The sequence below is a fragment of the Geobacter anodireducens genome, from assembly GCA_001628815.1.
GTDB lineage: Bacteria > Desulfobacterota > Desulfuromonadia > Geobacterales > Geobacteraceae > Geobacter > Geobacter anodireducens.
This window is the reverse complement of record CP014963.1, coordinates 785,082-800,195: the sequence shown is the minus strand read 5'-3', so window position 1 is coordinate 800,195 and position 15,114 is coordinate 785,082. Positions and strand designations below refer to the sequence as shown.

The window sequence follows — 15,114 nt, the reverse complement described above, 5'->3', positions numbered from 1 at the left end:
ATCGCGGCCGGCATTGCCCTGCAGGCGGTGGAGCCGGTCGAGCTCCCCAGGGCCAGCACCATCCGCGGAACCATTTGGTTTACCTCACAACCTCCAGCGCTTTTGATATGGCTGCATTCTTGGATGGGTTAACGCGTGGCGGCATCGCCGGTTGCCCTCTCCCGCAAAAACTCCTGCCGCTGCTCGTCAGTCATGGTGCGCCACCGCTCCTTGAGCTGCCGCCTCTCCTCCGGCGGCAGCGAACGCCACTTCCCCTTGATGGCTTCGCGCTCCTGGGGAGGGAGGTTCTGGAACCGGTTGAACGTCCGCCGGATGCGCTCCTGTTCGGCGGGGTCAAGGCTGTGAAACTCCCTGATCCGCCTGAGGATCTGTTCGCGCTGCTCCGGGGCCAAGTCACGCCAGTGACGGTAACGCTCACGGGCGACCCGGCGCTCGTCAGGAGCCATGGCGCGCCACCGTTCGGCGCTTTGCAGCAGGCGTTCCTGGCGGTCCGAGGGAAAGGAGTTCCAGCGCTCGGCAAAGGAGTGGAGGACCTCGCGCTGCTCGGGGGTCAACCTTTCCCACGGCACCCCGTCTCCCTCGCCCCATGCGGGCGTGCCCGCCATGCCCAGCACCATGCAGACCACCACCACTCGCCAGCTACCCATCACGCTCCCCCATATTCGGCCCTGACCGTCTGACGTCACTGTTTCTCCTGGGCTGCCAACCAATGATAGAATTCGATATCCTCGTACAGTTGGATATGGTCATTGGCGGCAATCATCTCCATCTGTTCCGGGTCGTCCTGGACGGCCACGGGCACCGGTTCGACCGAAGGCGGTGCAAACCAGATGATGCCGGCCACCGCCGCCGCAGCCAGGGTGGCGATGCCGCCGACCGTCATCCAACGGGGGATGAACGGGAAGTGCCGGCGTCCCGCCTCCGCCACGGCCCTGCCCCGGATCTCCGCCAGCCGGCCCGCAATGGCGCCATCCAGGTCGCCGGTGCTCCGGTCGAGTTCGCGCCTGACCGATTGAATCATCCGCTCGTCACGCTCGTCCTGTCTCATGGTCCGTACTCCTCAAGCATGCCGCGAAGCGCATGCACCGCCCGCGAAAGATGGGTCTTGACGCTCCCCTCGGAGCATCCCATGGCAAAGGCGGTTTCCGCCGTATCGAGCCCTTCCCAGTTGCGCAGGAGGAACGCCTGCCGCTGTCGCGTCGGCAGCTTGCGCAGGGCCGTTTCAATGGCGCTCCCCAGGTCCCGGCGCAACAACTGCCGTGCCGGATCGGGCGAATTCACGTCCGCGATCTCGTCCAGGGGATCGCCGCCGTCTTTGTCATCGTTTCTGCCGAGCCAGGCCCGGAACCGACTCCGCAGGGTCGAGCGCCGGTGCCAGTCCACAATCCGGCTCTGGAGCGTCCGGTGGAACAGCGGCGGCCACTCCGCCTCGGGCTTCCGCGCATAGTTTCTGACAAAGCCGAGCATGGCGTCCTGGACCACGTCCAGGGCCTCGTCATCGTCGGAGGTGGCGAGCCGCGCCATGCGGAACGCCCTGCGCTCTACGCCGGCCAGGAATCGGTTCAATGCGTCTGTTGTATCCAGCGTCACTTCTCCTTGCCCGCGACATTTGTTCTTTATAACGTCCGGGCCGCTTCCCGGTTGACAGAGGATGGTTCCGTTGGTCGCGTTGACATTCACGGCACCGGCTTTACACTTGAGAGCACGCGTTTCTCTCACCCGCTCCGGTCCCCAGGAACGGAGCTATGGTACCACAGGAGGGGCCATGGATCGAAGAACCTTTCTGAAGACCGCCGCACTTGGCGCCGTGGCGGCCGGCATCGCCCGCGAGGCGGTCGCGGCCGGCAGATACTACCCGGTCAAGGCGGACCAATCCCTGTTCGAGACCATTAACCGCGCCAAGGATCCGGCCAAGAAGAGCCCCCTGGAGCAGAAGCACGTTCCGGTCATCACTGCCCCCAAAACGGTCAAGGCGGGCGAACCGTTCACCGTGGAGGTGGCGGTGGGCGAGGTGATCCACCCCATGGGACCTACCCACTGGATTCAGGTCATCGAACTCAACGTGGGCAACGAGCCGGCAGGCAGGGTGGATATGCAGCCGCGCGGGTTCCTGTCGCCCAAGGCGACCTTCACCGTGACCATCCCCAAGGAGGCGGCGCCGGAGGGGAAAATCACCCTGGTGGTCAATGAACGGTGCAATCTTCATGGTTACTGGGAGGGAAGCATCGACATCGCCGTGACCGGCTGAGGTGCGGCCCCATGGCGCGGATGGCGGTGCTGCCGGCCCTCATCCTCTGCCTGTGGGGATGCTCGATGCCGCGCGGCTGGGAAGCGGTCCTGATCCTGACCGACCTGACGGCGGGCCGGGGCCCATCCGGCCTCACGGAGCAGACCCCGCCTCCCCGACGGCTGATGGTTCCCTATGCGGTGGAGGGGCGGAACTACCGGGGCGATCTCTATCTGCCCGGCGAACGGATCAGGGCGGGGCTCGTGCTCCTGCCCGGAGCAGCCGGGGAGGGCACTGACGATCCGCGGTTGCAGGCCTTCGCCGCCACCCTGGCCCGGGCACGCTTCGCCGTCCTCGTCCCCGACCTGGCGGGTTTCCGGAGCCTGCGGGCGGGGAGTCGCGACATCGGTGAAACCGCCGATGCCATCGTCTGGCTTTCTTCCCGCCCCGAACTTTCGCCCGGCGGGAAATGCGGCGTGGCAGCCCTGAGCTACGCCGCCGGCCCGGCGCTGCTGGCGGCGCTGGAGCCGCGGGCCGGGCAGCGGGTCCGGTTCCTGGTTACGGTGGGGGGATACTACGATCTGCGGAACGTCCTGACTTTTTTCACCACCGGCTGGTACCGGGACGGGGAGCGGTGGCGGCGGGGCACGCCCAACGACTACGGCAAATGGGTGTTCGTCCTGGCCAACGCGGGCCGGATCGAAAACGCCCGGGACCGGGCGGCCCTTGAAAAACTGGCGCGTCGCAAGATGGACGACCCTGCGGCCCGGACCGACGATCTGGCCCGGGGGCTCGGCCCCGAGGGGAAAAGCCTCTACGATTTCTTCGCCAACACCGATCCCCGGCAGGTGCCGGCACTCATGGCGAGGCTGCCGGAGCCGATCCGCCGGGACATGGCGGACCTTGATCCCTCACGTCATGATCTGCGCGGACTCGCGACCCGGCTGATCATCATCCACGGCCGGGATGACGACATCATCCCCGCCGCCGAGAGCGAGGCCCTGGCCCGGGCTGTGCCCCGCGACCGGCGACGGCTCTTCGTTCTGGACGACCTCATGCACGTGGAGCTGAAGCCGAAGCTGTCGGACGCCTTCCGGCTCTGGCAGGCGGTGTCGGCGATCCTGCAGGAGCGGGACCGGACCTGAGAGACGGACACTACTCCCGCCCCTGCCGGGCCTGAATCTCGCCGAGGCACTCCATGAGCTTAGTGAAGTCAATGGGCTTGGAAAGATAACCATCCATACCGGCGGCGAGACATCGGTCCTCATCCTTGCGCAGGGCATGGGCGGTGAGGGCGATGATGGGAGTGCGCCGCCCCCGGTCGCGCTCCCTCTCGCGGATCAGGCCCGTGGCCTCGTAGCCGTCGAGACGGGGCATCTGCACATCCATGAGCACCACGTCGAACTCCCCCGCTTCCCACTTTTCAACCGCGTCATGGCCGTCGCTCGCGGATACGAATTCGAAGTTGCGCCGCTCCAGCATGATCTCCATGAACTTGCGGGTAATGGGGTCGTCCTCGGCAAGAAGAATCTTCACGTTCCGTGCCTCCTCGGATGAAATCGGAATTTATGGCGGGAACAGGCGCGCTTCAGCGCACTGGGTGTCAGCGGTGCGCCGGCTGCTCCTGCCCGCAGTATCTGCAGGCCGTCTCGCGCCAGGGGATGAACTCGCCGCAACCGCCGCAGCGGCGGAATTTGCCCTCAACCTCCCGCAGGGGCTTGTGGAAGTAAATGACCAGCAGGAAGATGGGGAAGACGGCGCTCAGCAGGCTCCACACAATGACGCTTCTCGCCCGGTTCGCGGCCAGAATCCCCCCCGTTACCCCAGGCACGACGAACACCAGGAGAAAAAAGAGGTAGACCGGCTTCATCATCGGCAGACTCCTTTCGCGGGGGTACCATCCCGGCGTCCTGATGAGTATACCAGAAACGGGGACTGTCTCACCCGGGACAAATCCGCTGGCCGACAAGCAGGACCTGGCACATGCCCGCAGAGACATAACACTAGTCATTACGGACTGTTGCACGATGTGATTTTTTTCATAACGGCTTGCATACGGTAACTATCGGGATATACTTGGTGGAAATCGATCACTGGTGTCATGAGTTCCGACTGCCCGGGCAGGACCTGCCCACGGGCAAACGGCATTATGAACACCACAGCGGCACCCTCTTGGGGAGAAAGCCGCGCAGGGACGCGCCACGCGAGCCAGGGAGGGCTCCATGTCTCCGTCTCCAGTATCCGCATATCTTCCGGAAACACCCCCTCCACGGCACAATGTCCCCCGACAGCGCCGGCAGCACTGTCATGCCACGCCCCATTCCCATACCGTAAACGACCGCGCCCCGCATTCCGCACCAACCAGCGTCCCCGCTGGAAGCAATGCCCATGATCGCCGCGCGCGTCGGTGCGGAGTTGGAGAAAACCCCCGGGGGCCGCTCCATGGCTCCGTCTCTGGAACAGGCCGGACACCGGCCCGTCATCCGCCCCTATTCACTTTCAAGAAACGAATGATGGCCGGGGGGATGACCCGCCAGAAGAGGAGATGCTCCCGGAAAACGGCGCGACCGATGGTTCCGCGGGTCAGGAACGTTTAGACGGTTGCTTAAACCACATGTTCAGGAGGAAGAAACATGGCAGACCAGCAGTGGATATCCGTGAGAAAAGGAGCAAAGGAAGATGCCCCCTCAGCCAAGAAGGTCCAGAAGTCGGGCATCGCGGCGGTGCGGGACCGGACGGTGGCCCGGGCGCGGCGTGGCTCGACGAAGGTGGTGTACGAGTTGGGCGGGGCGTGGAAAGGGACCTTTGCGGCGGGATCGAAACAATACGACACCCTGTACGTGCCGGGTGCCGGCAGCGCGGCCCAGGAGGGATACCCCGAAATACCCCAGGAGGGGATCTTCGTGGCGGTCCCCCTGGGGGCGAAAAACATCACGGTGACCGTGGTCAAAAAGACCATGCAGGAGGTCCCGGGCACCTGGAATCTGCGGCCAGCGCCCAAGCCAGTGACAGAGGAAGAGCACCTGGCGGGCAAGGACGAGTTCAAGCCGAAGGCTGAGGTCTACGGCTCGGACAAGGAGTTTCCGGGCAAAGACGTTGAGTTTTTGGGACTCAGGAGCGTCGAGGGGGTGCCGGTGGCCCACGTGCTGGTCTACCTGGCCCAGTACAAGCCAAAATCGGGCAGGATATCCCTCGTGAAGAGCATGACCATAGAGGTGAGCTACGACATCCCCGCCACCCGCGACGCGGTCCCCCGCTCCCGGGCCGTCACCCCCCTGCTCTCGGACATGATCCTTGATATCGAGAACGTGGGAGGAGAGTTTCGGGGACTGAACGCCTCGGTCTTCCGCGAGGAACCGCCGGAGCCGGGCGGAATCGTCGGCGGTCTCACCCCCGAGCCTGCCATGGGGAGCCGGGGCCCCACCGATGCCGGTCCGGTGCTGAAGCAGACCGGCATCGTCTGCGAGTACCTCATCATCACCACTCAGGCCCTTTCCACGGCAGTGCAGCCCCTGCTCGCCGCCAAGACCGGCTGGCCCCACTACGCCCGGGTGGCCACCACCCAGACCATCACCGCAGAATTCCCTGCCGCCGACATCAAGGAATCGATCCGGGCCTGCCTCTCCTGGGCCTGGGACAACTGGAGCTGCCCGCCCCGCTTCGTGGTCCTGGCGGGCGACGTGGACGCCATCCCCACACACTCCTGGACCATCGGCGGCGGCACCTACGCCTCCGACCACTACTACGCCGACATCCGCGGCAACCTGAGCCCCGAGATCGTGGTTTCCCGCCTCCCTACTTCCGACGCCGTCAAGATGCAGCAGATCTGCCAGAACCTGGCCGCCTATGCTGTCCGCCGGGGTCCCGACTGGGGAGGCTGGCCCAATCAGGTGGCGCTGGTGGCCTACGAGGACGGGGTCTACAAGACCTGCTCCGACGAGATCGCCACCATGATCGCTCCCCGCTTCACCGTTGCCAAGCTCTACGGCGACAGCAGCACCCGCCAGCAGGTGGTGAACAAGATGAACGCCGGAGTACTGGTCGCCAACTATCGGGGCCACGGCTCCAAGACTGCCTGGTCATCGGCCAACGGACTGCGCGTGGCCGAGATCAAGGCCCTCAATAACGGAGCCATGCCGCCACTGGTCTTCTGCATCTGCTGTCAGAACGCCTGGATCGACGATCAGGCCACCGAAACGGTGGTGGAGGCCTTCCTGCGCGACGGCAAGTGCGTGGCGGTCCTGGGTGCATCGCGCAACTCCCCCACCTACGCCAACAACGACTTCGACAAATACCTCTGGAGGGCGATCATTGACCACGGCGAGGTGACCCCCGGCGGCATCTTCCAGCGGGCCAAGGCCCTCATGGTTCAGAACCACGGCACCTCCACCTCCCACCAGCAGGACGTGGTCATGTACATGCTCTTCGGCGACCCCACCGCCAGGGTGGCGAGCACCGCGGAATTCCTGCGCGGCACCTGGGACATGGACCACGACGGTTGGAAGGGGACTCTGGTCATCAACCGGATCTGGCAGTCGCGGGTCGTCAAGATCGGCTCCTGCGGCTACCCGGTCTGGAGCATCTCCGGCACCTACACCGGCCAGGACGGCAAGGCCTACGCCATGACCGGAACCATCGGCGGCCAGGATGCCAACAACGGCAACCCCGGCTGCAAGCGCTCGGACCACAGGGTGAGCTTCACCATCGCCTTCCCGGGGAACAGCCAGCAGTTCACCGGCTATGTCACCACCTGGACCCGCAACGTCATGGGCGGCTACACCTGGTGGTCCAAGATACCGTTCGGCTGGTATGCGAAAAAACGCTGACACTTCACTAAAAAGGAGATCATCACCCATGCCAAAGGGAATAGCACTCGCCATTGGACTCAACGCCGTTGACCCGAAACACTACGGCGGCTGGTCCGGCAAGCTCAACGCCTGCGAGGCCGACGCCGAGGACATGGCGGCCGTCGCTGCGGACAAGGGCTTTGCCGTCACGCCCCTCATGACCAAGGCAGCCACCCGGGCCAAGGTCATCGAAGCCATCGGCAAAGCCGCCAAGGCGCTCGGCAAGGGCGACATATTCATGCTCAGCTACTCGGGCCACGGGGGGCAGGTGCCGGACACGTCCAACGACGAGCCGGACGGCGTCGACGAAACCTGGTGCCTCTTCGACGGCGAACTGATCGACGACGAGCTCTACGCCCTGCTCGGCACGTTCACCGCCGGGGTCAGGGTCCTGGTCTTTTCCGACAGTTGCCACAGCGGAACCGTGGTCAAGATGGCCTACTACAACGGTACCACCGCAGCCCGTTCCATCGGTCCGGACGAGGGAGAAATCCGCTACCGGGCCATGCCCCAGAGCGTAGCCATGCGGACCTACCGGGCCAACAGGGAGTTCTACGACAGGATCCAAAAGGAGACGAAACAGGTGGATCTGGCCGACGTGAAAGCGTCCATCCTGCTCATCTCCGGCTGCCAGGACAACCAGCTCTCCCAGGACGGGGCCTTCAACGGCGCCTTCACGGGCCAACTGCTCCGGGTCTGGAAAAACGGCCTCTACAAGGGGAGCTACCGCTCCTTCCACAAGGCAATCGTCAAGCGGATGCCGCCGGACCAGACCCCCAACTTCTTCACCGCGGGGACGCCCGATCCGGCGTTTCTCAAGCAGCGGCCGTTCACCATCTGAGGGAGGAGACCCCATGAAGAAGAAGGGCAAGTTCCTCCTCTTCACCATGGACGAGTTCGACCAGTGGCTGTTGGAGACCCGGTTCAGCCGCTCCGTCAAGCTTGTCCAGAACCACCACACCTACCTGCCCGGCTACGCCCAGTTCACGGGGGGCAACCACTTCGGCCTGCTGGAAGGGATGGAGCATTTCCACATGGCCGAACGGGGATTCTCGGAGATTGCCCAGAACCTGACCTCGTTCCCCGACGGCACCGTGGCGGCCTGCCGCTCCATCGACAAGGTCCCCTGCGGCGTCAAGGGGGCAAACCAGGAGGGGATCTGCCTGGAGAACCTGGGCAACTTCGATGCGGGCGGAGACGCCATGACCCCGGCCCACCGGGACGCCATCGTGAAGATCAACGCCCTGCTCTGCAGGGAGTTCAACCTGACGCCCGACACCGACTCCATCGTGTATCACCACTGGTATGATCTGAACTCCGGCAAGCGCACGGGCGGATCCGGCACCACAAAGACCTGCCCGGGCACCGCCTTCTTCGGCGGCAACTCCATGGATGCGGCCACGGCCGGCTTCATCCCCCTGGTGGCCCAGACCCTGGCCCAGCTCACGGGGGGGACCGCGCCCAGTGCGCCGGTTCCGCTCAAGAGCGGCGAGGTTGTGGCCTCGAGCCTCAACGTCCGGGCCGGCAGGGGGACGGAGTTCCCCGTGGTCAAGGGGCTTAAGCGGGGGGTACGGGTCAACGTATTCGAAACGGCTGACGGCTGGGTCCGTATCCACCCCGCCGAGCAGCAGTGGGTGGCAGAGCGGTACCTGCGGTACGCCTGACGCGCCGGATGCGCGTATGTCCGCACGGATGCGGATGGAAGGAGAGTCCACGGATGGAAAAGGACACGAAACTGACGGCGGAGACCGTCAAGGCGCTCCTGAACGGGGACATTAACCGGGAGGACTTCCAGTTCGTCCTCCAACAACTCCTGGACGCCTGGCGTCCCATTCTCGAAGAAGAACTCAAACTGAGCGAATCCGCCGAGCGGCTCGTGGCCGTGGCGGAAAAGCAACCCCACAGCTGCGAGGACGAGCAGCTTCTCGCCGACCGGCTTTTCGCCCCCCTGGCCACCGCCGACGTGGCCCTGCGCACCCTCACCCCCCAGGCCCGGGAGGCCCTGGGACCCATCGACCAGTGGCAGTGGTGCCTGCGCAAGATCCTCTGCTGCCTCCGCTTCGGCTGGCTTCTCTCCCGCTCCCGCACCTTCCCGGTGTCGGTCTATTACCTCTACCGTTACTGGCTCTGCATCCGCCGCCTCTTCCAGAACGATCCCACCGGCCGCCAGCCCACGCCGGAGGAGCGGGCCGACTTCCGCAAGCTCACGGCAGGCTTTGCCGAGGTCTTCAGGCCCTGGCTGGAGCAGGAGGCCAAGGCCATGGATCACTCCATGGAACTGGCCGACGGGGCCGTGTCGGGCCAGGTTGACTGCCACTCGGGGGGCGACGCGGCCGAGGCCCTGTTCGAGAAGTTCCTCACGGTGGACAACGCCCGGCTCCTCATGGGGGCCGAACTCTTCGAGAAATTGAGCAAAGACCCGCGCTTCTGGCTCTGCCGCTGCTGGTGCATCTGCGCCTTCCGCTTCGGCTGGTGCCTGGGGCGCTCCCGTTCGCTCATCGACCTGGTCCGCTGCCTGGTGGCCTACTTCCGCTGCCTACGCCGCTGCTTCCAGCCCCTGGTCTGCGAGCTGACCGACCCCGCCGGCTGCGTGGCCGAAGAGGTCAACGCGGACCTGAAGGCTCTGGTGGTGGCCGTGAAGGGGACGGCCACGGGGGGCGGGTTCCTGCGCTACGTGCTGGAGTGGTCCCGCGACGGCATTGCCTGGCACGCTTCGGACTTCCACTATCCCCCGATCCCCCCGGGCGGCGGCACCCAGGGGAACTCCCCCGTGGCGGGCGGGCTCCTGGCCTATTTCGACACCACGGCACGGGACGAGGGGGTCTACACCATCCGCCTCACCGTGTACGGGGTCCAGGGAACCACCTGCGTCAGGACCATCACCTTCTCCCTGTTCAAGCAGGATGTCCGCATCCTGGGCTTTGACGGAGCCTTCACCCTTGACACCACAGCCTACGACCCCGCGGCCATGTTCGTGGAAACCGTGCCGGCTCTCTGCACGCGCCCCTCGGGGGTCCACGAGATATCCTTCGGCGAATGCCTCTCCATCTGGGGAAGCGCCTTCGTGGGCGGGTGCGAAGGGCGGAAGATCAAGCGCTACCTCATCGACTACAAGCCCGGCTTCGAGACCGACCCCACCACCGGCGGCTGGATCAACATCTGGAAGGTGGAGTACAACACGGTCTGGCAGTACCGGGACATGAACATGCGCAAGGACACCTCGGTGCTGACCGCCTCCTGGGTCACCGACTGCGTGGTGCCGGTCCCCTTCCCCCCCTACTGCCTGATGAACGTCCCCGAGGCACGGCTCGCACCCTCCTGCTGGCAGACCCACGTCTCCACCTGCGGCCTGAGCGGGCTGGTCACCCTGCGCCTTGTGGTGGAGGACACGGGGGGCACCCTCTACTACGACACCCAGAAGGTCTGGATCGACAACAAGCCCATCTGCGCCATGATCCGGATCGACGCGGTGCCCCGCTGCGCCGATATCCGCGTCAGCAGCTTCGCCACCCCGCCCGACTGCGGAGTCCCCTGGAACCTGCCGCTCTCGGGCATCGCATGGGACGAGTACATTGACCCTGCCCTCCCCCTCACCCGGCCCAACGACAACTTCGACTTCTACTGGGTCAAGGTGAGCAAGCAGGGGGGAACCGAAGTCCAGATCCCCGTTTCCTGGAGCATGGGAAGCCCCTGCTTCTTCGGCACGAACCGCGTAGGCGATCCGGGCACCTCCTGCACCCCCTGCGACCCTGCCAACCCGCTCCCCGCTGCGGTCTTCGGCACCCTGGCCCAGTTCGACCTGCGGGCAATCGATCCGCTCTGCAGCGCATCGGTGGGCTACCCGGTCCCGGCCGACCTGCTCCTGCCCCGGGGCGAGTGCTGCGTGTACGTCTTCAAGCTCCGCGTCCAGGACAGGACCTACACGCCGGGCGGCCCCCACTGGCGCGAAGCCCTGTGGCCGGTGAGGATATGCAACGACCTGAAGCCGGCTTGAACCGCCGGGCGCCCCTCCGGCAACTTAGTGGGGGCGCCCGGCATTCCGGTGCAATACGAGCATGCCCATGCACTGAAAGACGCAACAGTCAGACCAAACTTCCCCACGGGTCGACCTGACCGCCATTCTTGAAGTACTGAAGAGCGTCGGCCTTGTGGTTGGGGCGATTCCGCTCCTGGTTTCCGCTGAGCCAAAGCACTGAAGGAAAGGAGTCAGCCATGAACAAACAATCTCTGATCGTAGCCGTTGTGGGGGGGGCACTGTCGCTTTCCGCCGGTGTGGCGCCGGCAACGGACCAGGAGCGCGTCCGGGAGCGGATCAAGGAGAACGTCCGGACCGAGGCAAAGGAGCAGGAACGGATTTACGGCAGCCAGCTCATGACCAAGAAGGAACGGGCCGAGTACCGGGCCCGGGTGCACGCCGCAAAGACCGCGGAGGAGCGCGACAAGATCCGGAAAGAGCACCATGAGCGGATGAAAGAGCGGGCCAGGGAGCGGGGACTGACCCTTCCCGACGAGCCGCCGGTGCCGGGCGGAGGCATGGGCCCGGCGGGCATGGGACCTGCCGGCAAGGGGATGGGAGCCGGCGGCGGCAGGAATCGCTGACCTCGACCGGCACCGCTAAAGCGTCCCATGGACAGGCCCGAATCAGCCTCTCTGACGCCGTTCCCTCCCAGTGCGACCTACGAACCGTCCCTTGACCGGCTCATGCGCCTTGCCGCATGGGCCGGCGCCATCAGGGGGGACGGCACGCCGGTGAACTTCACGTCCATCCTCGTGGGGGCCATCCTGGTGGAGGACGAAACCGGCGCCTGGTTCTCGCGCTACGCCCGGGAGACGGGGGAACGGGCCGAGGCCATCGCCGACCTGGTACGCACCGCCGAGGAGGTGCGCCCCAAGATTGAGGAGCAGGCAGCCACCGGCACCCTGCCCGAAGCAAGGGAGTTCTACTCCTCGTCGGTGCGCGACATCCTCGCGTCGGCGCTGGGCATCGCCACCCGCGACGGCGCCGAGCCCCGCCGGATGGGTACGCGCCACCTGCTGGCGGCCCTCGCCTTCCGCCTCTCCGACGACCACAGAAAGCAGCTCATCGGCTGGGGAGCCGACATCGCCGCCTGGCAGCGCAGCACCCTCGACTTCCTCCAGCGGACCTTCCCGTCCGAAGATTCCACCTGGGTCTCCCTGGCCCTGGAACAGGCAACGGAGGCGCCTTCCTCGGAGCCGCCCCTCGCCGGCACCACCTTCAAGAGCTTTGCCGCCGCGGCCCCCGTCCCGCCCGTCAGCGCCGGACCCGACGTCCTCATCGCCCGGTTCACTGCCGACGACCCCACCTCGGCCACGGACCTCATGGACGTGCGGCAGGAGGCCCGGGCCTTTGCCCGCCTCGCCGCGGGCCGCGCCATCCGCCCGCCCCTCTCCATCGGGGTATTCGGCGAATGGGGCTCGGGCAAAACCTTCTTCATGAAGCTGATGCACGAGCACGTGGCCCGGATTTCCCGGGACGCGGACAGCGACGGACCTTTCCACGGCAACATCGTCCAGATCCGCTTCAATGCCTGGCACTACGTGGAATCCAACCTGTGGGCCAGCCTGGTGGACTACATCTTCACCGAACTGGATCGCTGGCTCAAGGAACGCCCCGAAAACCCCAACGAGACCGTGGACCTCCTCTTCGACCACCTCTCCACCTCCCGCACCCTCAGGCTGGAGGCCATGGACGAACTGGTGCTCCGCCGCCGCCAGCGCCAGGAGGCCGAAGAAAACCTTAAAACCGTCCGGGCCCGATTCGAGACGGCCCTGGCCCGCCAGGCCGTGGCAACGACAGGCGAATTCTGGACCGCCGTGGGCGCGACCCTGGGCAGGGACCCGGAGACGCGCGAGACCATCGACCGCGCCGGCAAGGCCCTGGGAGTGCCGGAACTCTCCGCTTCGGCCCGGCAGTTGAGCGAAGTGCTCCAGGAAACCGCCACCCAGGCCGGACGGGCCCGGACCCTGGGGCGGAACGCCGTGGCCATGCTCGGCCGTCCCCGGTGGCTGGCGGCCCTGGCCCTGGTCCTCGTTGCGGCGCCGGTCAGCGTGGTCTGGTTCCGGGACATCCTGGGGCGGACAGAGGTGCTCTCCTGGCTGAAAGAGGTGAACAGCGCCGTTCTGGGACTCTCCTCGGTCATGGCCTCCGTGGCCGGGTTCGCGGGCACGGCCCTCAAACGGACCGCCACCGCCCTGGACACCCTTGAAGGCTTCCGCGCCAACCTGGAAACGGCCATTGCCGAACGGACCGAGGAATTCAGGAAGAACAGCAATGAAGCGGCCCTGCTCACCGATGCCGAGCGCGAGGCAGCCCGGCTCAGGAGCGATGTGGAGCAGGCCGAGCGCCGTCTGGCCGAGGCCGACCGCCGCGCCGCCGACGCGGCCCGCGACTTCCAGGGGGCCACGGCCCGGGGGCGGCTCAATGCCTTTATCCGCGACAAGGTCGTCAGCGGGGACTACGCCAAGCACCTGGGGATCATCGCCACCATCCGCAAGGACTTCGGCCAACTGGCCCAGCTCATGGCCGACGCCGAGCACGACCGGGAGCTGGCCGAGGAATACGAGCGCGCCCGGCTCGACTACGTCCGCAGGGTGGAAGAACTCATCGCCCGCTCCGGCGACGTGCTGACCGATGAGGAAACCGCTGCCTCCGGGCCTCCACCACCTTCGACGTCGATCCCTGCGCCTGTTCGAGCGGATCATCCTCTACATCGACGACCTGGACCGCTGCCCCCCCGAAAAGGTCGTGGAGGTTCTCCAGGCCATCCACCTGCTCCTCTGCTTCCCCCTCTTCGTGGTGGTCGTGGCCGTGGATGCCCGCTGGGTCTCCCGCTCCCTCAAGGAGGTCTACCCGGAGCTCCTGGCCGAAACCGTCATCATCCCCGGCACCGGCGCCACGGCCCCCGTCCGTGCCGGCGCTCCCGCCGGCGAGGCGCGGCACGACACCGCCGACCGGCGCACCGCCCCCAACAACTCCGACCGGGAACGGGCCGCCTCGTCCCAGGATTACCTGGAAAAGATCTTCCAGCTCCCCTACTGGGTGCGCGCCATGGATGCCGACGCCTGCCGGAACTATATCAAGGGGATCGTGGCGGCCGAGTCCGCAGCCCAGGCCGACCGGGCAGCCGTGCCGCCCGAACCGGCCCCGGACGCCGCCCCGCCGGCGTCTTCGCCCCAACCATCGACAGAGCAGACGCCCGCCGTGACTGAAGCAACCACCACCGCGGCACCGGTGGAAACTCCGCTCCCCGAAGCGACATTGCAGCCCGACACCGGCGAGGAGTCCTTCCACGAGCACGAGGCCCGCACCATGGCCCTCACCTCCCACGAAACCGCCTTCATGGCCGAACTGGCCCCCCATGCCGGCGCCACCCCGCGCCGGGGGCTGCGCTTCGTCAACGTCTACCGCCTCATCCGCACCAGCCTGCCGCTCCACGAGCACGAGACCCTGGTGGGCGGAGAGGGGGAACAGACCGCCTACCGGGCCCTCCTGACCCAGTTGGCCATCGTCACGGGCGCACCGGCCATCGCCCCCGTCTACTTCGACCACCTGGCCGCCCTGGCCGCTGGCAACCTCGCCGAAGCCAGGGAGTACAAGGGACTGGCCGACCTGATCGCCGCCCTGGGCGAAGACGACCGCGTGACTGCCAGCACCGAAGCCGCCCCGCTCCTGGGTGCGCTCCAGATCCTGCGCGACAGCGTCGCACCCCAGGGGCTCGGCAACGACCCCGCGCTCCTGGCCACCCTCCACAACACCGCCTCCGTGGCCCGGCGCTACTCCTTCACCGCGCGCCCCCACTGAAAAAAGCCGTGACAGGCAGCACAACAAGCCCTTCCCGCCGCCGGGGGACCGGAGCCTTGCGGCACGCCGGAGGGTGTGCTACAAGGTGTTCAGCGTGAGAGGGCCGGCGGCTCATATTTCTATCGACATGGCAGGTGGCCGCAGGAAGCACTAGCGCACTCCGGGAGGCCCGCCATGGCCCCGCCAGTCCTTCCCTGAACCATGAGAAAGAGGTCTCG

Annotated in this window: 13 protein-coding genes and 1 pseudogene; 8 read left to right on the top strand and 6 right to left on the bottom strand. The window is 66.3% G+C overall.

Going from position 1 to position 15,114, the window contains the following annotated elements:
- Nucleotides 1-128: 128 nt before the first annotated feature.
- Genes A2G06_03765 through A2G06_03755 form a run of 3 tightly spaced genes read right to left on the bottom strand, consistent with a single transcriptional unit; the run spans nucleotide 129 to nucleotide 1,590 of the window.
- A complete protein-coding gene (locus tag A2G06_03765; protein ID ANA39628.1) occupies nucleotides 129-686 on the bottom strand; it encodes a hypothetical protein in 558 nt (185 codons plus the stop codon).
- Nucleotides 683-1,048: a hypothetical protein gene (locus tag A2G06_03760; GenBank protein ANA39627.1), complete on the bottom strand. Its 366-nt coding sequence runs from the start codon at nucleotides 1,046-1,048 to the stop codon at nucleotides 683-685. Before A2G06_03760 ends, A2G06_03765 begins: the two co-directional genes overlap by 4 nt.
- Nucleotides 1,045-1,590: an RNA polymerase subunit sigma-70 gene (locus A2G06_03755; GenBank protein ANA39626.1), complete on the bottom strand. Its 546-nt coding sequence runs from the start codon at nucleotides 1,588-1,590 to the stop codon at nucleotides 1,045-1,047. The genes A2G06_03760 and A2G06_03755 overlap by 4 nt, the downstream gene beginning before the upstream one ends.
- Before the next feature lie 175 nt (nucleotides 1,591-1,765).
- Between A2G06_03755 and A2G06_03750 the strand changes: the two genes are divergently transcribed.
- Both A2G06_03750 and A2G06_03745 read left to right on the top strand, forming a co-directional pair.
- Nucleotides 1,766-2,248 (top strand): desulfoferrodoxin, encoded by a 483-nt coding sequence (locus A2G06_03750; protein ID ANA39625.1) that lies wholly within the window; start codon nucleotides 1,766-1,768, stop codon nucleotides 2,246-2,248.
- 11 nt (nucleotides 2,249-2,259) lie between these two features.
- Nucleotides 2,260-3,372, top strand: coding sequence for a hypothetical protein (locus A2G06_03745; protein ANA39624.1), 1,113 nt, complete (start codon nucleotides 2,260-2,262; stop codon nucleotides 3,370-3,372).
- Nucleotides 3,373-3,382: 10 nt separating this feature from the next.
- Here A2G06_03745 and A2G06_03740 read toward each other — a convergent pair whose 3' ends face one another.
- The 3 genes from A2G06_03740 to A2G06_03730 all read right to left on the bottom strand — a co-directional run bounded on the left by A2G06_03740 (nucleotide 3,383) and on the right by A2G06_03730 (nucleotide 4,498).
- Nucleotides 3,383-3,763, bottom strand: coding sequence for a hypothetical protein (locus A2G06_03740; protein ANA39623.1), 381 nt, complete (start codon nucleotides 3,761-3,763; stop codon nucleotides 3,383-3,385).
- Nucleotides 3,764-3,830: 67 nt separating this feature from the next.
- Nucleotides 3,831-4,100, bottom strand: coding sequence for a hypothetical protein (locus tag A2G06_03735; protein ANA39622.1), 270 nt, complete (start codon nucleotides 4,098-4,100; stop codon nucleotides 3,831-3,833).
- A 137-nt stretch (nucleotides 4,101-4,237) separates the two neighbouring features.
- Nucleotides 4,238-4,498, bottom strand: coding sequence for a hypothetical protein (locus tag A2G06_03730; GenBank protein ID ANA39621.1), 261 nt, complete (start codon nucleotides 4,496-4,498; stop codon nucleotides 4,238-4,240).
- A gap of 362 nt (nucleotides 4,499-4,860) precedes the next feature.
- Here A2G06_03730 and A2G06_03725 point away from each other — a divergent pair, with 362 nt between their 5' ends.
- The 6 genes and pseudogenes from A2G06_03725 to A2G06_03700 all read left to right on the top strand — a co-directional run bounded on the left by A2G06_03725 (nucleotide 4,861) and on the right by A2G06_03700 (nucleotide 14,896).
- Complete coding sequence (locus tag A2G06_03725; GenBank protein ANA39620.1) at nucleotides 4,861-7,053, top strand: hypothetical protein; 2,193 nt, start codon at nucleotides 4,861-4,863, stop codon at nucleotides 7,051-7,053.
- A 28-nt stretch (nucleotides 7,054-7,081) separates the two neighbouring features.
- Nucleotides 7,082-7,915: a peptidase C14 gene (locus A2G06_03720; GenBank protein ANA39619.1), complete on the top strand. Its 834-nt coding sequence runs from the start codon at nucleotides 7,082-7,084 to the stop codon at nucleotides 7,913-7,915.
- 13 nt (nucleotides 7,916-7,928) lie between these two features.
- On the top strand, nucleotides 7,929-8,738 hold the full coding sequence (locus A2G06_03715) for a hypothetical protein (GenBank protein ID ANA39618.1): 810 nt from the start codon (nucleotides 7,929-7,931) through the stop codon (nucleotides 8,736-8,738).
- Between the two features lie 53 nt (nucleotides 8,739-8,791).
- Nucleotides 8,792-11,068, top strand: coding sequence for a hypothetical protein (locus A2G06_03710; GenBank protein ID ANA39617.1), 2,277 nt, complete (start codon nucleotides 8,792-8,794; stop codon nucleotides 11,066-11,068).
- Between the two features lie 218 nt (nucleotides 11,069-11,286).
- Entirely contained in the window at nucleotides 11,287-11,673 is a 387-nt protein-coding gene (locus A2G06_03705) for a hypothetical protein (GenBank protein ID ANA39616.1), read from the top strand.
- 27 nt (nucleotides 11,674-11,700) lie between these two features.
- A pseudogene (locus tag A2G06_03700) lies at nucleotides 11,701-14,896 on the top strand (hypothetical protein).
- Nucleotides 14,897-15,114 lie beyond the last annotated feature (218 nt).

Bases quoted from the DNA above. Each gene is read 5' to 3' on its own strand.
- A2G06_03760 (ANA39627.1), bottom strand. From the start codon at position 1,048: ATGAGACAGGACGAGCGTGACGAGCGGATGATTCAATCGGTCAGGCGC.
- A2G06_03750 (ANA39625.1), top strand. From the start codon at position 1,766: ATGGATCGAAGAACCTTTCTGAAGACCGCCGCACTTGGCGCCGTGGCG.
- A2G06_03745 (ANA39624.1), top strand. From the start codon at position 2,260: ATGGCGCGGATGGCGGTGCTGCCGGCCCTCATCCTCTGCCTGTGGGGA.
- A2G06_03735 (ANA39622.1), bottom strand. From the start codon at position 4,100: ATGATGAAGCCGGTCTACCTCTTTTTTCTCCTGGTGTTCGTCGTGCCT.
- A2G06_03725 (ANA39620.1), top strand. From the start codon at position 4,861: ATGGCAGACCAGCAGTGGATATCCGTGAGAAAAGGAGCAAAGGAAGAT.
- A2G06_03720 (ANA39619.1), top strand. From the start codon at position 7,082: ATGCCAAAGGGAATAGCACTCGCCATTGGACTCAACGCCGTTGACCCG.
- A2G06_03715 (ANA39618.1), top strand. From the start codon at position 7,929: ATGAAGAAGAAGGGCAAGTTCCTCCTCTTCACCATGGACGAGTTCGAC.
- A2G06_03710 (ANA39617.1), top strand. From the start codon at position 8,792: ATGGAAAAGGACACGAAACTGACGGCGGAGACCGTCAAGGCGCTCCTG.
- A2G06_03705 (ANA39616.1), top strand. From the start codon at position 11,287: ATGAACAAACAATCTCTGATCGTAGCCGTTGTGGGGGGGGCACTGTCG.